The sequence below is a fragment of the Actinosynnema pretiosum genome, assembly GCF_002354875.1.
Lineage (GTDB): Bacteria > Actinomycetota > Actinomycetes > Mycobacteriales > Pseudonocardiaceae > Actinosynnema > Actinosynnema auranticum.
In genome coordinates this window covers 6,877,328-6,897,522 of sequence record NZ_CP023445.1, presented here as the reverse complement: position 1 = coordinate 6,897,522, position 20,195 = coordinate 6,877,328, and the positions used below count along the sequence as shown (strand labels likewise).

Annotated in this window: 20 protein-coding genes; 11 read left to right on the top strand and 9 right to left on the bottom strand. The window is 73.1% G+C overall.

Features of this window, described 5'->3' with window-relative positions:
- Positions 1-98: 98 nt before the first annotated feature.
- The 3 genes from ltrA to pdxR form a co-directional block, all read right to left on the bottom strand.
- Positions 99-1,865, bottom strand: coding sequence for a group II intron reverse transcriptase/maturase (gene ltrA / locus CNX65_RS29450; protein WP_232520056.1), 1,767 nt, complete (start codon positions 1,863-1,865; stop codon positions 99-101).
- Between the two features lie 773 nt (positions 1,866-2,638).
- Positions 2,639-2,917: a hypothetical protein gene (locus CNX65_RS29440; protein WP_096496654.1), complete on the bottom strand. Its 279-nt coding sequence runs from the start codon at positions 2,915-2,917 to the stop codon at positions 2,639-2,641.
- A gap of 54 nt (positions 2,918-2,971) precedes the next feature.
- A complete protein-coding gene (gene pdxR / locus CNX65_RS29435) occupies positions 2,972-4,342 on the bottom strand; it encodes a MocR-like pyridoxine biosynthesis transcription factor PdxR (protein WP_096496653.1) in 1,371 nt (456 codons plus the stop codon).
- Between the two features lie 68 nt (positions 4,343-4,410).
- Between pdxR and CNX65_RS29430 the strand changes: the two genes are divergently transcribed.
- Positions 4,411-5,058, top strand: coding sequence for a pyridoxamine 5'-phosphate oxidase family protein (locus tag CNX65_RS29430; RefSeq protein ID WP_096496652.1), 648 nt, complete (start codon positions 4,411-4,413; stop codon positions 5,056-5,058).
- A gap of 88 nt (positions 5,059-5,146) precedes the next feature.
- Here CNX65_RS29430 and CNX65_RS29425 read toward each other — a convergent pair whose 3' ends face one another.
- The gene (locus tag CNX65_RS29425) at positions 5,147-5,614 is read right to left on the bottom strand and encodes a cysteine dioxygenase (protein WP_096496651.1); all 468 of its coding nucleotides are present in this window, start codon (positions 5,612-5,614) and stop codon (positions 5,147-5,149) included.
- Between the two features lie 596 nt (positions 5,615-6,210).
- Between CNX65_RS29425 and CNX65_RS29420 the strand changes: the two genes are divergently transcribed.
- The gene (locus tag CNX65_RS29420) at positions 6,211-7,278 is read left to right on the top strand and encodes a D-alanine--D-alanine ligase family protein (protein ID WP_096496650.1); all 1,068 of its coding nucleotides are present in this window, start codon (positions 6,211-6,213) and stop codon (positions 7,276-7,278) included.
- Positions 7,279-7,329: 51 nt separating this feature from the next.
- Here the strand turns inward: CNX65_RS29420 and CNX65_RS29415 are convergent, their stop codons facing one another.
- Together CNX65_RS29415 and CNX65_RS29410 are read right to left on the bottom strand one after the other, a co-directional pair.
- Positions 7,330-7,920 (bottom strand): DUF3515 domain-containing protein, encoded by a 591-nt coding sequence (locus tag CNX65_RS29415; protein ID WP_232520055.1) that lies wholly within the window; start codon positions 7,918-7,920, stop codon positions 7,330-7,332.
- A gap of 20 nt (positions 7,921-7,940) precedes the next feature.
- Positions 7,941-8,174 carry an Lrp/AsnC family transcriptional regulator gene (locus tag CNX65_RS29410; RefSeq protein WP_015804678.1) on the bottom strand — a complete coding sequence of 78 codons (234 nt, stop codon included), beginning with the start codon at positions 8,172-8,174 and terminating at the stop codon, positions 7,941-7,943.
- A 97-nt stretch (positions 8,175-8,271) separates the two neighbouring features.
- On the opposite strand from CNX65_RS29410, the gene CNX65_RS29405 reads away from it, so the two are divergent.
- From CNX65_RS29405 to CNX65_RS29390, 4 genes are read left to right on the top strand one after another with little or no spacing between them, the layout of a single operon-like run.
- On the top strand, positions 8,272-9,237 hold the full coding sequence (locus tag CNX65_RS29405) for a thiamine-phosphate kinase (RefSeq protein ID WP_096496648.1): 966 nt from the start codon (positions 8,272-8,274) through the stop codon (positions 9,235-9,237).
- Positions 9,238-9,262: 25 nt separating this feature from the next.
- Complete coding sequence (locus CNX65_RS29400; RefSeq protein WP_177154435.1) at positions 9,263-9,778, top strand: GNAT family N-acetyltransferase; 516 nt, start codon at positions 9,263-9,265, stop codon at positions 9,776-9,778.
- Positions 9,779-9,800: 22 nt separating this feature from the next.
- A complete protein-coding gene (locus CNX65_RS29395; RefSeq protein WP_096496646.1) occupies positions 9,801-10,319 on the top strand; it encodes a gamma carbonic anhydrase family protein in 519 nt (172 codons plus the stop codon).
- Between the two features lie 14 nt (positions 10,320-10,333).
- Entirely contained in the window at positions 10,334-11,008 is a 675-nt protein-coding gene (locus CNX65_RS29390; protein WP_096496645.1) for a uracil-DNA glycosylase, read from the top strand.
- A 96-nt stretch (positions 11,009-11,104) separates the two neighbouring features.
- On the opposite strand, the gene CNX65_RS29385 is transcribed toward CNX65_RS29390, so the two are convergent.
- Positions 11,105-11,560: a MarR family winged helix-turn-helix transcriptional regulator gene (locus CNX65_RS29385; RefSeq protein ID WP_096496644.1), complete on the bottom strand. Its 456-nt coding sequence runs from the start codon at positions 11,558-11,560 to the stop codon at positions 11,105-11,107.
- Between the two features lie 88 nt (positions 11,561-11,648).
- Here CNX65_RS29385 and CNX65_RS29380 point away from each other — a divergent pair, with 88 nt between their 5' ends.
- Positions 11,649-12,524, top strand: a complete 876-nt coding sequence (locus CNX65_RS29380) for an NAD-dependent epimerase/dehydratase family protein (protein ID WP_096496643.1) — start codon at positions 11,649-11,651, stop codon at positions 12,522-12,524.
- Positions 12,512-13,348 carry an alpha/beta fold hydrolase gene (locus CNX65_RS29375; RefSeq protein WP_096496642.1) on the top strand — a complete coding sequence of 279 codons (837 nt, stop codon included), beginning with the start codon at positions 12,512-12,514 and terminating at the stop codon, positions 13,346-13,348. The genes CNX65_RS29380 and CNX65_RS29375 overlap by 13 nt, the downstream gene beginning before the upstream one ends.
- Positions 13,349-13,429: 81 nt before the next feature.
- On the opposite strand, the gene rpmB is transcribed toward CNX65_RS29375, so the two are convergent.
- Positions 13,430-13,621 carry a 50S ribosomal protein L28 gene (gene rpmB, locus CNX65_RS29370; protein ID WP_015804671.1) on the bottom strand — a complete coding sequence of 64 codons (192 nt, stop codon included), beginning with the start codon at positions 13,619-13,621 and terminating at the stop codon, positions 13,430-13,432.
- A gap of 147 nt (positions 13,622-13,768) precedes the next feature.
- On the opposite strand from rpmB, the gene CNX65_RS29365 reads away from it, so the two are divergent.
- Genes CNX65_RS29365 through CNX65_RS29355 form a run of 3 tightly spaced genes read left to right on the top strand, consistent with a single transcriptional unit; the run spans position 13,769 to position 18,546 of the window.
- Positions 13,769-15,406, top strand: coding sequence for a DAK2 domain-containing protein (locus CNX65_RS29365; RefSeq protein ID WP_096496641.1), 1,638 nt, complete (start codon positions 13,769-13,771; stop codon positions 15,404-15,406).
- A 54-nt stretch (positions 15,407-15,460) separates the two neighbouring features.
- Positions 15,461-17,662: an ATP-dependent DNA helicase RecG gene (gene recG, locus CNX65_RS29360; RefSeq protein WP_096496640.1), complete on the top strand. Its 2,202-nt coding sequence runs from the start codon at positions 15,461-15,463 to the stop codon at positions 17,660-17,662.
- 56 nt (positions 17,663-17,718) lie between these two features.
- Positions 17,719-18,546 (top strand): hypothetical protein, encoded by an 828-nt coding sequence (locus tag CNX65_RS29355; protein ID WP_096496639.1) that lies wholly within the window; start codon positions 17,719-17,721, stop codon positions 18,544-18,546.
- 94 nt (positions 18,547-18,640) lie between these two features.
- On the opposite strand, the gene CNX65_RS29350 is transcribed toward CNX65_RS29355, so the two are convergent.
- Positions 18,641-20,110, bottom strand: coding sequence for a coiled-coil domain-containing protein (locus CNX65_RS29350; RefSeq protein WP_096496638.1), 1,470 nt, complete (start codon positions 20,108-20,110; stop codon positions 18,641-18,643).
- Between the last annotated feature and the right edge of the window lie 85 nt (positions 20,111-20,195).

Sequence of the window (20,195 nt, the reverse complement as noted above, 5' to 3'; positions counted from 1 at the left end):
CTTGCCGGGTAGCGGGGACGCATTGCTACGTCCCCGCCCCCTCAGAACCGGACTTGCGACTTTCACCGCATCCGGCTCAAGCAAGCCCCAATGGGCGATCAAGCGGATTGCTGTTCCTCCTGCCGGAACCTTGCCCGACAGTAGGAGTGCATGAGACGGATCGGTTCATTGTTCGTCACGTCGGATGACACAGAAGCGACATGTTGAGCGTTCATCGCTTTCTTGACCACCCGCAACCACTGCTCCCATTCGTTCGGGCTCCGTGGTTGATGGTCAGCGTAGAGCAAATAGTCAGCGCAGACCCAGCACCTACCTTGCTGCTGTTTCAATAGCCGCAAGGTGGTCGTGTCGACCGGAAGGATGCTTCTGCGGCGACGCCGTGCCCAGTACTCGGTGAAGGTGGGATCGTCCACCGAGGCCGTACCGATGACCATCACATGTCGAACGATCCTCGTCCAACTGAACTTCTGGAGGTAACCACCGGTCTCATGGTCGCCGAACACCCAGTTGTCGTTTCTGGACTTGTTGAACCTGCCGAAGTAGCGCGAGATCATCCATCGTCTCGACTTCCTCGGATGACGGCGCAGCCCCCACTTGTAGAGCAAGTGGAACACGTAGGAGTCCAAGTCGTTGAACACCTTCTTGGACACCACCGTGCGGTAGTAGGCCGACCAGCCGCGCACGATCGGATTGAGCGCGCGCAGCAACGCCGTGACATCATCCCCGTTCCGGGACAAGATCTCGGCACGCAACCGTCGTCTGATCCGGGCCACCGCGTCCCGGCTGGGTTTGACGAGCAGCTTCCCGTTGTAACGCCGGACAGTGAAGCCGAGAAAGTCGTAACCGTCGTCATCGAGGTGGGCGATGCGTGTCTTGTCCTCGTTGAACGACAACCCTCCCGGTTTCAGCCACTCCTCCAACCGGGACTTCACCAGCTCGGCCTGATCACGCGTGTGACACAGCGCGACCAGATCGTCGGCGTAACGCACCAGAATCGGGGAACCGGGCTCGGTGTAGCCGATCCGGCCCGAAAGATTCCGGTAACGCACGCCTGCGGCGGCCTCCATTCCGTGCAGCGCGATGTTGAGCAACAGCGGGCTGATCACGCCGCCCTGCGGCGTGCCCTCGCCGGTGGGGACGAAACGCCCGCGATCGACCGCACCGGCCTTGAGCCACTGCCGGACCAGGCCGCGACCGGGAAGGTTCCCGAGCCTGGCCAGCAGGTGCTCGTGGTCGACGCGGTCGAACGCCGCCGCCAGGTCCGCGTCCAGGATCCACCGCCGCGACGGGTTCTTGCCCCGCGAGGACTGGAAGATCTGCGCGACCGCGTCCTGACAGCCACGTCCCGGCCGGAAACCGTACGACCGTGGTTCGAACCGGGCCTCCCATTCAGGTTCCAGCGCGTTGACCATCCGTGCTTGCAGCACGCGGTCGACGACGACGGGAATCCCGAGTGGGCGTTGCTTTCCATTGGCTTTCGGAATGTACACGCGCCGGACCGGCTTCGCGCGCCACGGCCGGACCTGACGGTGGACCCACCACACCAGCATCGCGCGTTGGTCATCGAAAGCCACTACCCGGCCGTCGACGCCCGCCGTCCGGCGGCCAGCGTTGACCTGCGTCACCCGTCGCACACTGACCACTGTGTTGCCACGGCTGCGCAGCATCAACTTCTGAAGATTCCGTACTTTCTTCAGATCACCCGCCTGGCTCGCCGTGAAGATGCGCCGCCGCAGCCGCCGTACGGACTTCTCGGCGGCCGGGAAGTCAATCCGGTCCCAGTCGAGAAAGTCGTCCTCCGGTCCGTTCGCCACCCTCGAAGCGGTGACGCCCAACTTGTCCTTCGGTTCCGCCAGTGCGATCACCTCATCTCCGCAGGCTCACCTGATCCGCGTCAGCTCCCTTTCGGGCCGGGCGCGAGCCCGTATCCGGCCAGTTGTCCACACGTTCCGGCCTTGGAGGAGCCGGACTGCACGCGCAGTTTCCTGTTGCCTTTCGGCGGCCGGCGTTCGCTTCTCGGATCATCCCGATCCCGCCGAGGGGTTCCGCCTTCTTCGCAGTCGGCCTACCGCAGACAACCGACATCCGCGGACCTCGACGGGGTTACCACGTTCCGCATACGCAAGACACGACCGGGGTGGGTGCCCCCTCAACCGCGGGACGGTGGTGTCCGATCCGGCCAACCCATGCTCCATGACCGGCACCCGCCGCTTCTCAACGGCCAGTCCTGTACCCCGCTGTGACATCCCATCTGCTAGGGTCTCAACATAACGCGGCATCGCTGGGAGTTCACTGCATTCACCCGTCCGGTCTTCCCCTTGCCCGTAGCTCCCGGATGGAACGGGAACCCTTCGGCTTTCATTCGAGCTTCGCACCCCGCTGTTACCGGCGACGCACGTCGAAAGCGGGGACGGATTCACGGACACGAATCCGGGATCATACCTCCGATATCATCGGACCTCCATTTGGCTGATCCACTTGACGCATGCGACCTCGTGTCGCAAGCACGGCGTGTTGTTGATGACCGCCGTGAGCTGCTCGTTGACCAGCTCCGAGCGCGAGTCCACGCCACTGCTGGTGGGGTAGTCGCGGCCGTTGGGCGCTATCCACCGACCGCGCGTCTGCTGCCCCGCGCCCCTCACCACCGGAGGCGGCAGGGATTCGCGAAGGCGTTCGACGCGGTCCGCCGGGTGGTCGGCGGCGCCTCGGGGACCGTCGTCCCCACCTCGCCGATCAGCCCGCTGCGCAGCGCCTCGGCCGCGTCCGCCTCCAGCCCCTCCGCCCCGCGGAGCGAGGTGGCCGGCAGCGAGAACGCGTCCTGCGCCGAGTCCCGCGCGACGACCAGCGCCGCCCGGCACCTCCCGGCCAGCTCGACGACCCGCGCGACCCGCTCCGCGACTTCCCCGACGGACGCCACCGCGCCCCTCGGGCGCAAGAGTCCGCCGCCCTCCCGCCCCCGGCAACTGCACCCTCAGCCCAGCAACCCCACCACCACCGGCAGCGCCGCCTCCAGCTGCTCCCGCGTGCAGGCCCCGTACCCGATCGCCACCCCGTGCACCACCGGCTCCCCCGCGTGGTGCCGCTCCAGCCCGTCCAACCGCAGCCCCCGCCGCTCCGCCTCCGCCAGCACCCGCCGCTCCTCCCGCGCCGACCCCACCGGCACCACCACGTGCGCCCCCGCGTCGTCCCCCAGCACCGCCAGCCCCGCCGCGCCCAGCGCGCCCACCACCAACCCCCGCCGCTCCGCGAACTCCCGCCGCAGCCGCCGCAGGTGCCGTCCCAGGTCCCCGGTGCGCGCCAGCTCCACCAGCACCCGCTGCCCCGCCGCCGCCGGGCTCGTGCCGGTCCTGGCGCGGTGCTCCAGCACCGCCTCCGCGACCGCGCGCGGCGCCACCGACCAGCCCGCGCCCAGGGTCGGCGTGAGGATCTTGCTGGTCGTCCCGAGGTGCACGACCACGTCCGGGGCCAGCGCGGCCAGCAGCGGGAGCGGGGAGACGTCGTAGCGCAGCTCGCCGTCGTAGTCGTCCTCCAGCACCAGCCAGCCGTCCCGCCGCGCCCGCTCCACCAGCGCCACCCGCCGCCCCGCCGACATCCGGCCGCCGAGCGGGTACTGGTGCGCGGGGGAGCAGTACACCGCGCGCACCCCGTCCGGCACGGCGTCCACGAGCATCCCCTCGCCGTCCACCGGCGCGGGCACCACGCGCAGGCCCAGCGCCCGCAGCGCACCCACCGCCCGCTGGTAGCCCGGCTCCTCCACGGCCACCGCGTCCCCCGGCGACAGCACCGCCAGGCCGATCTCGAACAGCGCCGCCGTGGTCCCCCCGGTGGCCAGCACCAGGTCCGCGCGCGGACCGCCCCGCACCGCCAGACCCCGGTGCCGCAGCAGGTGCTCGGCCACCGCTGCCCGGTACTCCGGCAGCCCGGCCCGGTGCGGGCGCAGCAGCGGCGGGGCGTCCGCCGCCGCCCGCCACGCCCGCCGCCACGCCGCCCGCTCCAACCCGCCGCCCCACGGCGACCCCGGCGCCAGGTCCACCAGCTCGCGCGGCGGCTGCTCGGTGAACCGCGTGGCGGTCCCCGGCGCGCCCGGCGGCGTGGTCGTCACGTACGTGCCCGACCCGTGCCGCCCGGCGATCCAGCCCTCCGCGTGCAGCTGCTCGTAGGCCGCGCTGGTCACCGTGCGGCTCACCGCCAACTCCTTCGCCAGCGCCCGCGTCGACGGCAACCGGTCGCCGCTGCGCAGGCTGCCGTCCGCCGCCGCGGCGCGCAGGGCGTCCGCGAGCTGCGCGGCCAGCGGCTCGGGCGAGGAGCGGTCCAGGGACAGCGGCAGGTCCGACACGGCCAAAGTGGCATCCCCCGATATCGTCCGATTGGCACTTGAGAGGGTGCCACTTCCTGCCGATCATAAGCGGCATGACGCTGGAAACCACTCCCCGCAGCACCATCAAGCGGGGCGCGAAGCGGTCCGTGCCCGAGCGGAGCGCGTTGCACGCCGTGCTGGACGCGGGACTGGTCTGCCACCTCGCCGTCGTGGTCGACGGCGCCCCGCTCGTGCTCCCCACCGGCTACGGCCGCGACGGCGACACCCTGTACCTGCACGGCTCCACCGGGGCCCGCTCGCTGCGCGAGGCGGCCGAGGGGGTGCCGGTGTGCCTGGCGGTGACGCTCCTGGACGGCGTCGTCTACTCGCGCTCGGCGTTCGACTTCTCGATGAACTACCGCAGCGCGGTCGTCCACGGCACGGCGGTGCAGGTGGACGACCCGGAGCGCAAGCTGCACGGGCTGCGCGTGCTGACCGAGCACCTGGCCCCCGGCTCGTGGGACGTGGTGCGCGAGCCCAACCGCAAGGAGCTGGCGGCGACGCGGGTGCTCGCGGTGGACCTGGCGGAGGCGTCGGTGAAGATCCGCACCGGCCCGCCGGGGGACGAGCCGGAGGACGTCGAGGCAGGCCTGGTGTGGGCGGGCGTGCTGCCGCTGACGACGTCCTGGGGCGAGCCGGAGCCGTGCCCGCAGCTGCCCGAGGGGTTCGAGGTGCCCGAGCACGTGGCCAAGCGCGCCTGAACCGGCGCCGAGCGCGGACCGCCCCCGACCGGTGATCCGGTCGGGGGCGGTCCGCTTCGCTCGTCAGGAGGCGGTCAGCAGGAGGCGGTCAGGAGGTCGCGGGGGTTTCCGGGATCGGGGTGTAGCGGACCGGGCGCATGGTCCGGCCGCCGTCGCGGTACACGTGCAGCGTGACCGCCGGGTCGGTCCCGTCGTTGCGCACCTGGTGCGCGTAGTCCGGGCCGAACACGCGGGACTGCCCCGCGCGCAGGTGGTGCAGCGCCTGGCTCGCGCCGGAGCCGACCACCTCGGTGAGCGAGCCGCTCACCACGGTGAACGCGCCGGAGGTCAGCCCGTGGTCGTGCAGGTCGGTGCGCTGGCCGGGCAGCCAGCTCATCAGCCACACCTCCTGGTCGCCGGAGCCCTCGACGAGGGTGGCGAACCGGTGGTCGGGGTCGTAGCGGAGCAGGTGGGCCCACCGCTCGCGGCGGGCGGCGAAGGCGAGCGCGACGCGCACGGGGTGCGGCACGGCGCGGGTCTCGGGCAGGGCGATCGTGTTCTCCGGAACGGCGAACATGGTTCCTTCTCGGGAGTTCGGTGCGCGAGCGGCGCGACCGGGCGAAGCGGTCAGCGGCCGAGGACGGGCGGGAAGATCACCGAGGAGAACAGAGCGCGCTGGCGACCAGGCCGAGGTCGATGTGACCCCGCCCGTCGATCATGGCGCGGAAGGACATGCCGACGAGGGTGGCAGCGCGCGGCCCCGAGCGGCAAGCCCGTCCCAGCCCGTGGACCGGGGTGCGGGGGGCGGCTGGGACGCGGCGGAACTTGAGCTCCCGGAGGGGTGAAGATCGGCCGAGCGGGCGGGCGCGGGCGCGCTGGGGGAGCGGTCCGCCACCCCTGGCTCGAACGGTTGACCACCATCCGAATGACGTGTCACACCCCGTTCCGCGCTCACCCACCCCTCGGCGCGCCCGACCGGGTGCCGGCGCCCGTCCCCGACCCGCGTCACCCGCCCGGACCGCCCCGCGCGCCCACCCCGTCCCGGCCTGCGCGGACCTCCCGATCACCGCGCCGAAAAAACACGAATAGGCTTCAGGTTGCCCGAACGTGACGGGAACGACTCTCCGTCCGCTGGCAGGCTGACCCCGTACGCCATCCGGGTAAGGTCCGCGCATGACTCAGCGCAAGACCAAGGTCGCCGTGGTGTTCGGCGGGCGCAGCAGCGAGCACACCGTCTCCTGCGTTTCCGCAGGCAGTGTCCTCGCCCACCTGGACCGCGAGCGGTTCGAGGTCGTCCCCGTGGGCATCACCCGGCAGGGGGCCTGGGTCGTCGGCTCCGGCGACCACACCGCGCTGGAGATCCGCGACCGGCAGATGCCCACGGTCGACGCGCTCGTGCCCGTCTCCGGCGGAGAGCTGACCACCGTCAGCCCCGACTCCGCGCTCGACGGCGTCGACGTCGTCTTCCCGCTGCTGCACGGCGCCTGGGGCGAGGACGGCACCGTCCAGGGCCTCCTGGAGCTCGCCGACCTGCCCTACGTCGGCCCCGGCGTCCTCGCCAGCGCGGCGGCGATGGACAAGGAGTTCACCAAGACCATCCTGCGCGCCGCGGGCCTGGAGGTCGGCAGCTTCGCCGTGCTCCGCCGCGACCAGGCCACGCTGGGCGAGGCCGACCGCGACCGCCTCGGCCTGCCGCTGTTCGTCAAGCCCGCCCGCGCGGGCTCCTCGGTCGGCATCACCAAGGTCACCGACTGGGCCGACCTGGACGCCGCCATCGCGTTCGCCCGCCAGACCGACCCCAAGGTCATCATCGAGGCCGCCGTCACCGGCCGCGAGGTCGAGTGCGGCGTCCTGGAGCTGCCCGACGGCCGCGTCGAGGCCTCGCTGCCCGCCGAGCTGCGCGTGGTCGGCGGCGGCGTCGACTGGTACGACTTCGACGCCAAGTACCTGGACGACGTCTGCGAGTTCGACATCCCCGCGAAGCTGGCGGACGACACCACCGAGCGGCTGCGCGCGCTGGCCGTCGAGGCGTTCCGCGCGCTGGACTGCCAGGGCCTGGCCCGCGTCGACTTCTTCGTCACCGAGGACGGCGGCCTGGTCGTCAACGAGATCAACACCATGCCGGGCTTCACGCCGATCTCGATGTACCCGCGCATGTGGGAGGTCACCGGCACCAGCTACCGCGACCTGCTGACCACCCTCGTGGAGACCGCGATCGCGCGCGGCACCGGCCTGCGCTGACCCGCCGGTCCGGCCGGGCCGGGGACCACCCCGGCCCGCGCGGAACCAGGGTCAGTTCGGCCCTGCCGTGTCCACCTGCCGCGCGGCCAACGAGTCCCGCACCGTCGTCGACACGTCCTGCAGCGGCCCCGTCCCCGAGTCGGACGGCACGGTCAGCGCCACGTACACCGGGCGGTCCACGACGAACCACGTCGTGGACCCGCCCTCGGACACCTCGATCCACTGCACGTCCGAGATCGACCGCAGCCGCGAGTCCGGCTTCAGCTCGGCGGGCCGGTCCAGCCCGCACCGCAGCACCACCGGGTCGTGCTCCGCGTCGCCCCACGCCACCGCGCCCGCGGGCGCGGGGGCGGCGAGCTCGCGCCGGGGCAGCGTGACCCCGTTGGACACCAGCTTCATCGGCAGCCCGCTCAGCAGCGCCGCGCACTCCTCGGACCCGGCGGCCGCGGCGGGCACCGGAACGAGCGCCAGCGGCCCGCTCCGGTCCGGCGCGGTGGTGTCCGCCACCGGGTCGTCCTTCACCCCCGCGCCGAAGAACAGCCCCGCCGCCGCGACGCCCGCGGCGAGCAGCGCGGGCAGCCCGACGGCCACCACGAGCAGCGGACGGGGCAGCGCGGGTGTCGGTTCCGGTTCCTGAGCCACGCCGCTATGACAGCACGCGCCTAGACGCGCACCACCGGGCAGGTCAGGGTTCGGGTGATGCCGTCGACGGCCTGGACCTTCGTGATCACCAGCTCGCCGAGCTCGTCCATGGTCTCGCCCTCGGCGCGGACGACCACGTCGTACGGGCCGGTGACGTCCTCGGCGGTGACCACGCCGGGCATTCCGGAGATCTCAGCAGCCACCGCGGCGGCCTTCCCGACCTCGGTCTGGATGAGGATGTATGCGTGCACCACGGCGTGCCCCTTCGTCGTGCAAGGTTAGGTCGGGGTAGGAACGTGGTCAGCAACGTACCCCAGTCGGGGTTCCGAATGCTCAGAACGGGAGGCAATCGTGCGTCCGGAGCCGCCGTCCCACGCGGATACGGTCGCTGAAGTGGGTGAGTTCGGTCTCATCCGCCGAGTGACGGCGGGCCGGACCCAGCCACCCACCACGCTCCTCGGGCCCGGTGACGACGCGGCCGTCGTCGCCGTCTCCGACGGCCGCGTGGTGGTGTCGACCGACGTGCTGGTCGACGGCGTCCACTTCAGACTCGACTGGTCCTCCCCCGAGCAGGTGGGCAGGAAGGCCGCCGCGGTGAACCTCTCCGACGTGTGCGCGATGGGCGCGAAGCCCACCGCGCTGCTGATCGGGATCGCCTGTCCGGCGGACACCCCGACCGCCCTCGTGGAGGGCATCACGAGCGGCCTGTGGCAGGAGGCGGCGGTCGCGGGCGCGGGCGTCGTGGGCGGCGACATGACCAGCTCCGCGACGCTGGTGATCTCCGTTACTGCGCTGGGGGACATGGGTGGGCTAGAACCCGTGACCCGCTCGGGCGCGCGGGTCGGCGACCTCGTCGCGGTCTGCGGCAGGCTCGGCTGGGCGGCGGCGGGCCTCGCCGTGCTCGGCAGGGGCTTCCGCTCGCCGGTCGCGGTGGTCGGCGCGCAGCGGAACCCCGAACCCCCCTACCCGGCCGGACCGCAGGCGGCGGCGGCCGGGGCCACCTCGATGATCGACGTCTCGGACGGGCTGCTCGCCGACCTCGGGCACGTGGCCGACGAGTCCGGGGTGGGCATCGACATCCGCACCGAGCTGCTCCAGGTGCACCCCCGGCTGCTCGACGTCGCCTCCGCGCTCGGGGCCGACGCCAGGCACTGGGTGCTCACCGGCGGCGAGGACCACGCGCTGGCCGCGACGTTCCCCGACCAGGGCTCGATCCCGGACGGCTGGCAGGTCATCGGCAGCGTCCGACCGGGTGGCGGGGTCACCGTGGACGGTCGCGGGTACGAGAAACCCCCCGGCTGGGAGCACTGGCGCTAGTACCCTGGTCCATGTGGAACTATGCATGATCGCGTATGACCATCCAGACGCGGCGAAGCTCATCGCCGACCTGCAGCAGGTCTACGTGGACCGCTACGGCGACCAGGACATCACCCCGGTCGACCCCGAGGAGTTCGCGGCGCCGCACGGGCACTTCCTGGTCGGCTACCTCGACGGCGCGCCCGTCGCCTGCGGCGGGTGGCGCGCGCACGACACCGCGTTCGACTCGGTCGTCCCCGGCGACGCGGAGCTCAAGCGCATGTACGTCGTGGAGTCCGCGCGCGGGCGCGGGCTCGCCCGGCTGGTGCTCGCCGCGCTGGAGGAGGCCGCCTCGGCGGCGGGCAGGCGCAGGCTCGTCCTGGAGACCGGCACCCTCCAGCCCGAGGCGATCGCGCTCTACACCCGCGCCGGGTACGAGCGCATCCCCAACTTCGGCGTGTACCGGTGCGAGCCCAACAGCCTGTGCTTCGCCAAGGAGCTGCGCCCCGCCCCGGTCCGCGGCGCCGCGGACCGGGCCGTCGCGGAGGCCGACGGGACCTGACCGGGCTGGGTAGCGTGGCCCCGTGGCCATCTACGCCCTCGGCGACCGCGAACCCGTCGTCCACCCCGACGCCTACGTGCACCCCGACGCCACCGTCATCGGCGACGTCGTCCTCGGCCCGTTCGCCTCGGTGTGGCCGAGGGCCGTGCTGCGCGGCGACTACGGGCGGATCGAGGTCGGCGCGCGCACCAGCGTCCAGGACGGGTCGGTGCTGCACTGCACCGAGGAGCACCCCACCACGATCGGCGCCGAGTGCGTCATCGGGCACAACGCCCACGTCGAGGGCGCGACGATCGCCGACCGCTGCCTGATCGCCTCGGGATCGGTGGTGCTCAACGGGAGCGTGGTCGAGACCGGCGCGGTCGTCGGCGCGGGCGCGGTGCTCTCGTTCAACGGCCGGGTGCCCGCGCGGGCCATGGCGCTGGGCGTTCCCGCGCGCGTGCGCGAAGGTCACGAGGTGCCCGAGGGCGCCTTCTCGTTCATCGTGGACAAATACGTCCAGAACATCGCCGCGTACCGGGAACTCCGGCGACTCGACTGAGATACGGTGCCGCAGTGGGACGTCCTTTGGAAGAAGTCGTCGAAGAGGGCTGGGCGCGGGCACTCGCGCCGGTGGCCGACCAGATCAGCAAGATGGGGGATTTCCTCCGGGATGAGGTCGCCGCGGGGCGCACCTACCTGCCTGCGGGGGAGAACGTGCTGCGGGCGTTCAAGCAGCCGTTCGACGGCGTGCGCGTGCTGATCGTGGGTCAGGACCCGTACCCGACGCCGGGGCACGCGGTGGGCCTGAGCTTCTCGGTCTCGCCGGAGACCCGGCCCATCCCCAAGAGCCTGCAGAACATCTTCGCGGAGCTGGGCACCGACCTCGGCCACCCGATGCCGTCCAACGGCGACCTGACGCCGTGGACCGAGCAGGGCGTGCTGCTGCTCAACAGGGTGCTCACGGTCCGGCCGCGCAACTCCAACTCCCACCAGAACAAGGGCTGGGAGAAGGTGACCGAGCAGGCGGTGCGCGCGCTGGCCGCGCGCGGGGTCCCGCTGGTGGGCCTGCTGTGGGGCCGCAACGCCCGCAACCTCCGGCCGCTGCTGGAGCCCTACCCGTGCGTGGAGGGCGTGCACCCGAGCCCGATGTCCGCCGCGGGCGGGTTCTTCGGCTCGAAGCCGTTCAGCAAGGTGAACGCGCTGCTGGAGCAGCAGGGCGCCGAGCCGGTGGACTGGAAGCTGCCGTAACCGGTGGGCGGGCGCGGTGGACCGCCCACCGCGCCCGCCCCCGTCAGCAGTCCCGGTCGGCAGTCCCGGTCAGCAGTCCCGGTCGGCGCGCCCCGGTCAGCGCGCCGCGTGCTCGGCCAGCGCCGCCAGCACCCGCGCCGCCGCGCCGAGGTCCGCCGGGTCGACCAGGTCGACCACCCGCCGTCGCGCGATCGCCAGGTGGTGCCCCGCCGCCTCGCGCTGCCGCGCCAGCCCGGCCTCGGTGAGCACCGCCACCGCGCCCCGCCCGTCGCCGGGCGCCTTCTCCTTCTCCAGGAACCCGTGACGCGCCATCGCGTCCACCACGCGGGTCATCCGGCTGCCCGACAGGGCCACCCCCGCCGCCAGCTCGCTCATCCGCAGCCGCCGCTCCGGCGCCTCCGCGAGCACCAGCAGCACCGCGTACTCGGTCATCGACAGGCCGGACGCCCTGGTCATCTCCTCGTCCAGCACGCGCGGCAGCAGGTGCGCCGCCCGCCCCAGCGCGCGCCACAGCGCGTCCTCGTCCGCCGACAGCTCCCGCGCCTCACCCATGGCGGCCAGCGTGCCCGCAGGAGGTTGCGTGCGCAAGCGAGCATATAGTTAGCTGCGCAGGCAAGTACTTTGACCGGAGGGACCCCCCGTGCAGATCCTCGTCATCGGCGCCACCGGCTACGTCGGCAGCCGCCTCGCCCCCGCCCTGCGCCGCGCGGGCCACACCGTCCTCGGCCTGACCAGGGACCCCGCCTCGCCCAGGGCCCGCGCGCTCGCCGCCGCCGAGGTGATCCCCGTCGCGGGCGAGCTCGGCGACCCGTCGAGCTACCGGGCGCACCTGGACGGCGTCGACGCCGTCGTGCACCTGGCGATGGACCTCGGCGACCCGGCCGGTTCGGACCGCGCCCTGTTCGCCGAGCTGCTCGACGCAGGCTCCCCGCACCTGGTCTACACCACCGGCTGCTCCAGCTACGGCCGCGTCGACGCCCCCGTGCTCGACGAGACCACCCCCGGCAACCCGGACAGCCCGCTGGCCTTCCGCTTCGACCTGGAGCGCGAGCTGGCCGCCACCGGCCTGCCGCACACCGTGCTGCGCCCCGGTTTCGTCTACGGCGGCGACGCCCGGACCTCGCAGAGCGGCAACTGGTTCGCGGCCGGGCGCGCCGGGAACGCGGTGTTCTTCGGCGACCCCGCCAAGTCGTGGACCTGGGTGCACGTGGACGACCTCGCCGACGCCTTCACCGCCGTCCTGGACCGCCTGTCCGAGGTGGACGGCGAGGTGTTCTGCGTCGGCGAGGAGGACGCGCCCACCGCGCTGGAGGTGTTCACCGCGTGCGTGCGCGCGGCGGGCCACCGGGGCCCGGTCGAGCTCGCCCCCATCACCGAGGCGGGCTGGTTGGACCAGGCCGCCGACCAGGACGAGGTCATGACCAGCGCGAAGGCCCGCCGAGTCCTCGGCTGGACCCCGCGCCGCGCGGGCCTCCTGGCCGACGTGGACACCTACTGCGCCGCGTGGTCGGCGTGACCCCGGTCGCCGGGATGCCCGGCTTCGAGCACCGCCACACCGACGTCGACGGCGTCCGCGTCCACCACGTCGTCGGCGGTTCCGGCCCGGTGGTCGTGCTGCTGCACGGCTGGCCGCTCACCTGGCGCGAGTGGAAGCCGGTGATGCCCCTGCTCGCCGCCGCGGGCCGCACGGTCGTCGCCCCGGACCTGCGCGGCCTCGGCGACACGGGCAGGCCGGTCTCCGGCTACACCAAGCGCGAGGTCGCCGAGGACCTGCGCGGCCTCGGCCTCGGCGAGGTCGACCTGGTCGGCTCCGACATCGGCGCGATGGTCGCCCACGCCTGGGCCGCCGCGCACCCCGCCGAGGTGCGCCGCCTGGTCCTGGCCGAGTCCGTCCTGCCCGGCTACGGCCTGGCCGAGGCGGCGGCCGAGCACGGCTGGTGGCACTTCGGCTTCCACGCCCAGGTCGACCTCGCCGAGCTGCTCACCCGGGGCAAGGAGGCCGCCTACCTGGGCGGCGTCTGGTCGCGGATGTCCCCGGAAGGCGTCCCGGACGCGGCGGAGACCCTCGCCGAGTACTCCTCACCGGGCGGGATGCGCGCCGGTTTCCAGCACTACGCGACCCTCGCCCACGACGCCGAGGTGATCCGCGCCGCACCGCCCCTGGCCATGCCCGTGCTCGTCCTCAACGGCGAGCGCGGCCTGCCCCAGGAGCCCCTGCTGGCGGGCGCGCGCCAGGCCGCCCACGACGTGCAGGCGGACATCGTCCCGACCGCCGCCCACCTGCTGGCCCACGGCAACCCGGAGTGGCTCGCCGCACGCCTGCTGGAGTTCCTCGCCTGACCCGCCGCACCGCCCCGTGAAAAGCACTGAGCCCCGGACTCCGAGGAGTCCGGGGCTCTACGCGTATCCAGGGCGCAGCACTCAGCCGCGCACCACCTTGCCCGCCTTCAGGCACGAGGTGCACACGTTGAGCCGCTGGCGCTGCGAAGACGACACCTTCGCGCGCACGGTCTGGATGTTCGGGTTCCACCGGCGGTTGGTGCGCCGGTGGGAGTGCGAGACCGACTTGCCGAAGCCCGGCCCCTTGCCACAGACGTCGCACACGGCAGCCACGTCAGCCACTCCTTCAGGTTTCCTCAGCGGTACTCACGCCCCGGCGGGCGCGCAAGCGTGCACAAGCCTCAGCCGGGCATGGCAACCTAGACAGGGTAGCCGGTGGCGGGTGGGGTGACCAAACCGGGGCTTAAGTAGGCTCGAAGCGTGCAGGCCCTCGACGCTTCCGCGATCCGCCGCTGGGCGGATGCCTGCGTGCGGTCGCTGGCCGCCCACCGCGAGGACATCGACCGCATCAACGTGTTCCCGGTCGCCGACGGCGACACCGGCACGAACCTCCTGCAGACCATGCGCAGCGCGCTCGACTCGCTGCTCCGCTCCAACTCCAGCGGCGCGGGCACGGCGCTCAGCGCGCTCGCCAAGGGCGCGCTCGCGGGCGCGCGCGGCAACTCCGGCGTGATCCTGTCCCAGGTGCTGCGGGGCCTGGCCGAGGCGGTCGGCACCGCCTCCACGGCGACCGGGGCCTCGTTGCGCAAGGCGCTGCTGCGGGCCGACGAGCTGGCCGCCGAGGCGGTGTCGGCCCCGTCGCCGGGCACCGTCCTGTCCGTCCTGCACGCCGCCGCCGAGGCCGCCCGCGACTGCCCGAGCGACGAGCTGGGCGAGGTCGCCTCCGCCGCCTCCCGCGCGAGCGCCGCCGCGCTCGCCGAGACCCCGAGGCAGCTGGCGGTCCTGGCCCGCGCGGGCGTGGTCGACGCGGGCGGGCGCGGCCTGGTCGTCCTGCTCGACGCGCTGGCGGGCGTGGTGACCGGGCACGTCCCCGAACCCGTCGTGCCCAGCCGGGTCCCGCGCCCGGCCGCCGCCCTCACCACCGCCCGCGAGTCCGGTTCGGCGGAGTACGAGTACGAGGTCATGTACCTGATCGACGGCCTGGCGGGCGCGGGCGCCGACCGGTCCGACCGGTCGGCCGAGGAGGAGGCGGCGCGCGCCCTGCGGACCGCGCTGCGCGCGCTCGGCGACTGCGTCTCCGTGGTCGGCGACGGCGACGGCCTGTGGACCGTCCACGTGCACTGCAACGACATCGGCGCGGCCGTCGAGGCGGGCGTCGAGGCGGGCCGCCCGCACCGCATCACCGTGTCCCGCTTCGCCGACCAGGTCGCAGCCCAGGCGGACCGCTTCACCCGCGACCGCGCGGTGGTCGCCCTGGTGCGCGGCGACGGCGTGGCCGAGCTGTTCGAGGGCGAGGGCGCGGTCGTGCTGCGCGTCGCGGGCGCGCTGGACCCGGCCGACCTGCTCGCCGTGCTCACCGGCACCCGCGCCCGGCACGTCGTGGTGCTGCCCGGCGTCCCCGACCTCCGGTCCGAGGTGGACGACGCGGTCTCCCAGGCCGTCGCCGCGGGGCAGGACGCGGTGGTCGTGCCCATGACCTCGCCGGTGCAGGCGCTCGCCGCGCTCGCCGTGCACGACGCGTCCCGCAGGGCGAACGACGACGTGGTGGCGATGGCCGAGGCCGCCGCCGCGACCCGCAGGGGCGAGATCGGCCACGCCGTCCAGGAGGCCATCACCTGGGTCGGCCGCTGCCTGCCCGGAGACCTGCTGGCCCTGCTGGACGGCGAGGTCGTGCACGTCGAGCCCGGCCCCGGCGACCGCACGGGCCTGGCCCGCGACCTGGTCGACCTGATGCTCGTGCCCGGCGGCGAGCTGGTCACCGCCCTGCTCGGCGAGGACGCCCCGGACGGCCTCGCCGAGGCGCTGGAGGCGCACCTGCGCGTCGCGCACCCCGAGGTCGAGCTGGTCGTCTACCCCGGCGGCCTGCCCGGCGCGGTGCTCGTGGTCGGCGTCGAGTAGCCGCGCCGTGCCCCCGACGCGACTGTCGGCGCCTAGTAGTTCAATGGGCAGGCGATGACGACCTTCGACGACAGCCTCGTGCCGCTGCTGGGGCAGAAGACCGCCGACGCGCTGGAGACCGGCCTCGGCCTGACCACCGTCGGCGACCTGCTGCGCCACTACCCGCGCCGCTACGACGAGCGCGGCAAGCTCACCGAGATCTCCGGGCTGGAGCTCGGCGAGCACGTCACCGTGCAGGCCCGCGTCAAGTCCGCCCGCCTCAAGAACATGCGCGCCCGGCGCGGCGAGATGCTCGACGCGGTCATCACCGACGGGACCAGCGAGCTGCACCTGGTGTTCTTCGGCCGCGGCTCCCGCAAGGTCGAGCGCGAGCTGCTCCCCAACACCAAGGCCATGTTCGCGGGCAAGGTCGGCGTCTTCAACGGCAAGCTCCAGCTCGCCCACCCCGACTACGAGATCATCGACGGCCTCACCGACACCGACGACGAGGGCGGCGCGGCGGCGGCGTCGAAGTTCGCGGACGCCTTCATCCCCGTCTACCCGGCGGCCCAGGGCATCCAGTCCTGGAACGTGGCCAAGTGCGTGGAGCAGGTCCTGGCGGTCTGGGACGGCGTCGAGGAGGACCCGCTCCCGGAGGAGCTGCGCGAGTCCGAGGGCCTGATCACCCTGGAGAAGGCGCTCCGCGACATCCACCGCCCGGACGGCTGGCCCGCCGTGACCGTGGCCCAGCAGCGCCTCAAGTGGGACGAGGCCCTGGCCGTGCAGCTCGCGCTGGCCCAGCGCCGCCACTCCGCGACCGCCCGCCCCGCCTCGGCCTGCCCGCGCGTGGCGGGCCGGGTGGCCGACGCCTTCGACGCCAGGCTCCCGTTCAAGCTCACCGCCGGGCAGCAGGCCGTCGGCGACCGCATCGCCGAGGACCTCTCCGGGACCCAGCCCATGAACCGCCTCCTGCAGGGCGAGGTCGGCTCGGGCAAGACCATGGTCGCCCTGCGCGCCATGCTCCAGGTCGTGGACTCCGGGCGGCAGTCCGCCATGCTCGCCCCCACCGAGGTCCTCGCGGCCCAGCACGCCCGCTCCCTGCGCGAACTCCTGGGCGACCTCGGCCAGGCGGGCGAGCTGGGCGGCGCCGAGCACGCCACCCGCGTCACCCTCCTCACCGGCTCCATGCCCGCCGCGCAGCGCAAGAAGGCCCTGCTGGAGATCATGACCGGCGAGGCCGGGATCGTCGTGGGCACGCACGCCCTCATCCAGGACAAGGTCGCGTTCGCGGACCTCGGCCTGGTGGTCGTGGACGAGCAGCACCGCTTCGGCGTCGAGCAGCGCGCCGCCCTCAGCGCGCGTCCCGGCAACGCGGTCCCGCACGTCCTGGTCATGACCGCGACCCCGATCCCGCGCACGGTCGCCATGACCGTCTACGGCGACCTGGAGGTCTCCGCGCTGCGCGAGCTCCCCGGTGGGCGCTCGCCCATCAAGACCTCGGTCGTGCCCACCGCCGAGAAGCCCCAGTGGCTGGACCGCGCCTGGCAGCGCATCCACGAGGAGGTGGGCAAGGGCCACCAGGTCTACGTGGTCTGCCCCCGGATCGGCGACGGCGAGGACGAGGACGGCAAGCCGCCCAAGGAGAAGGGCGACCCCGACAAGCGCCCGCCCCTGGCGGTCGTGGACGTGGCCAACCGCCTGGCGGCAGGCCCGCTGAAGGGCCTGCGCATCGACATCCTGCACGGCCGCCTCGCGCCCGACGACAAGGACGCGGTCATGCGCGCCTTCGCCGCCAACGAGGTCCAGGTCCTCGTGGCGACCACCGTCGTGGAGGTGGGCGTGAACGTCCCGAACGCCACCGTCATGGTCATCATGGACGCGGACCGCTTCGGCGTGAGCCAGCTCCACCAGCTGCGGGGCCGCGTCGGCCGGGGCAGCGCCCCCGGTCTGTGCCTCCTGGTCAGCGAGATGCCCGGCGCCTCCGCCACGATGCAGCGCCTCCGTGCCGTCGAGTCCACCCTGGACGGCTTCGAGCTGGCCCAGCTGGACCTCGAACTGCGCCGCGAGGGCGACATCCTCGGCTCGGCCCAGTCCGGGACCCGCAGCGGCCTGAAGATGCTCTCCCTGCTGCGCGACGAGGACACCATCGAGGCCGCGCGCGTGGTGGCGCAGGAGATCGTCGAGCGCGATCCCGACCTCGGCGCCCACCCCGGACTGGCCACCCTCCTCGCCGGGGTGCTGGACGAGGAGCGCGCGGACTACCTGGAGAAGACCTAGCCGCCGTCCCGGTCCTGACGCGGTCCTGACGCGCCCGCGGGTAGTGTCGTGCGACTGTGCGCCACTCCCGCCTGATCCCCGCTGCCGCCGCCGCACTGGCCCTGGTCGTCACCGGGTGCTCCGCGGGCGCGCCGTCCACCACCGCGGCCCCCTCCACCCCGGCCTCCGCCGACCTCCCCAAGGGGGACCTGGCGCAGCTCGCCGAGAAGGTCGACGCCCGCGTGGCGGCCCTGGGCAGGGCGAGGTTCAGCACCGAGGGCTTCGCCAGCGACGGCGCGGGGACCGAGGTCCGCAGCCAGGTCACCGGGTCGGCGCGCTGGCTGAACGGCGTGGTCACCTCCGCCATGACCATGGACGTCCGGACCAACGGCGCCACCCCCACCGTCACCCGCCTCGTCAGCGGGGTGGACGGCGTCTACGTGAGCGTCGACGGCGCCCCCATGCCCGCGGGCAAGACCTGGGGCTTCTACACCAAGCAGAACTCCGCCGAGGTCGACGCCCTCCTCCGGGGCTTCGGCCCGAGCGCCGTCGTGGGCGCGGAGCTGGACTACCTCGAACCCAGGGCCGCGATGATCGTCGGCAAGCGGCAGACGGCCGAGGGCACCCGCTACGACCTGGTCGTGGACCCGATGAAGATGGCCAAGGCGGTCACCGACCCGGACATCCAGCTCCAGCACACCCAGCTCGCCGAGTACGGCGTGGTGATCCGAGCCGAGGTCGTGGTGGACGAGACCGGCGCGCCCAGCCAAGCCGGGTTCCGCTTCGAGCTCGGCGGGAAGGACGTGCGCAGCTCCACCACGAGGTTCGCCGACTGGGGCGCGGACGTCGACGTCTCCACCCCGCCCGCGGACCAGGTCGTCCCCGCCGACCAGCTCCCGCAGTAGTCCGGCTCGGGGGCGCCCACCCCGCCCCCAGCCCCCCGGACGCGCGGGAGCCCCGCAGGCCGCGGGCCGTGCGGGGCTCCCACCGCTCACCGGGTCAGGTGGCGGGCAGCTGCGACTTCGGGATCTGCCGGGTGGGCGGCTCCTCCGGGTCCTCCGCCAGCCGGGGCAGGCTCGACACCGCCTGCTGCACGGCCTTCTGCGCCGCCGTGAACTGCTCGCTGAGCGACTTGTGCATCACCCGGAGCTCACCGAGCTTCCGGTCCGCCTCGCCGATCCGCCGCGTGGCGTGCGAGTCGGCGTCGTCCCGCACCTGCTTGGCCTTGGCCTCGGCCTCGGCGACCGCCTTCTCGGCGGCGGCGTTGGCCTCGACCACCGTCTTCTCGGCCAGCGCCGTCGCCTCGGACGTGGTCCTCTCCGCGAGCGCGTTGGCCTCGGCCACGGTCCGCTCGGCCGCCGCGTTCGTCTCGGCCGTCAGCTTCTCCGCCGCCTCGACGGCCTCGGTGGTCGTCTGCTCGGCCAGCGCGTTGGCGTCCGCGACGGTCTTCTCGGCGAGCGCCGTCGCCTCGGTCACGGTCTTCTCGGCCAGCGCGTTCGCGTCGGCCACGGTCTTCCCGGCCAGCTCGTTGGCCTCGGTCACGGTCTTCTCCGCGAGCGCGTTCGCGTCCGCGACCGTCTTCTCGGCCTTCCCGAGCGCCTCGGACTCCAGCTCGGCGATCTGCGCGTCCGACTCGGCCTTGAGCCGCGCGGCCTCCTCGGTGGCCCCGCCGACCAACCGCGCCGCCTCGTCGTTGGCCGACGCCAGCAGCTTCGCCGCCTCCGCCTTCGCCTCGACGACGTGCCGCTCGTGCTCCTTGCGGAGCGCGGTCTTCAGCTCGTCGTACTCCTTGTCGAGGTCGTCGTGGTAGACCTTGTACTTCTGCTCCAGCTCGGTCCGCCGCTGCTCCAGGTCGGCGTTCTTCGCCTCGAACTCGGCGACCGACCGCTCGCGCTCCGTGCGCGCCTCCGCCATCAGCCCGGTGTGCTCGGCGGTCAGCTTGAGCCGCATCTCCTCGTGCGCGCGCTCCAGCTCCGCCCTGCGCTCCTCGTGCTGCCGCTCCAGCTCGGTGGTCCGCTGGATGTGCGCGGCCTCCAGCTGCCTGCCGCGCGCCTCCAGCTCGGCCATCGCGCGCTGGTGCGCGGCCTGCCCCTCGGCGGCGGCCCTGGAGGCGTCCTCCCTGGTCGCGTTGGCCTCGGTCAGCGCGGCCTGGCGTATGTCGGCGATCTCCTCCTCGGCCAAGGTCATCATGACCCGCACGCGCTCGGTGACGTTCGAGGCGTTCAGCGGGCTGTTGGCGAGGCTGGCCAACTGGCCCTTGACCTTGTCCAGCTCGGCGCGGGTGCCTGTGAGGAGCTTCGTCAGCTCCGCCACCTGGGCGTTCGCGGCGTCGTGCGCGCGCGCCGCGTTCTTGAGGTCGAACTCCAAGCGCGTGACGCGCTCGTTCACCTGACGCTGGTTGTACCCGCGCAGGACGACGTCGAAATGCGTGCGGGCAGCAGGCTGCCCAGTCCCTTCAGCCCCGGCCATAATTCCCACACTACCGAGACGGACCCCCTAGTTGTCACCCGATGTAGCTAACGGCACGTGATCTTTTCGTGATCGAGCGTTATAA

Bases quoted from the DNA above. Each gene is read 5' to 3' on its own strand.
- CNX65_RS29420 (WP_096496650.1), top strand. From the start codon at position 6,211: ATGACTCAGCGCAAGACCAAGGTCGCCGTGGTGTTCGGCGGGCGCAGC.
- recG (WP_096496640.1), top strand. From the start codon at position 15,461: ATGACGACCTTCGACGACAGCCTCGTGCCGCTGCTGGGGCAGAAGACC.
- CNX65_RS29385 (WP_096496644.1), bottom strand. From the start codon at position 11,560: ATGGGTGAGGCGCGGGAGCTGTCGGCGGACGAGGACGCGCTGTGGCGC.
- CNX65_RS29350 (WP_096496638.1), bottom strand. From the start codon at position 20,110: ATGGCCGGGGCTGAAGGGACTGGGCAGCCTGCTGCCCGCACGCATTTC.
- CNX65_RS29430 (WP_096496652.1), top strand. From the start codon at position 4,411: ATGACGCTGGAAACCACTCCCCGCAGCACCATCAAGCGGGGCGCGAAG.
- CNX65_RS29400 (WP_177154435.1), top strand. From the start codon at position 9,263: ATGATCGCGTATGACCATCCAGACGCGGCGAAGCTCATCGCCGACCTG.
- CNX65_RS29425 (WP_096496651.1), bottom strand. From the start codon at position 5,614: ATGTTCGCCGTTCCGGAGAACACGATCGCCCTGCCCGAGACCCGCGCC.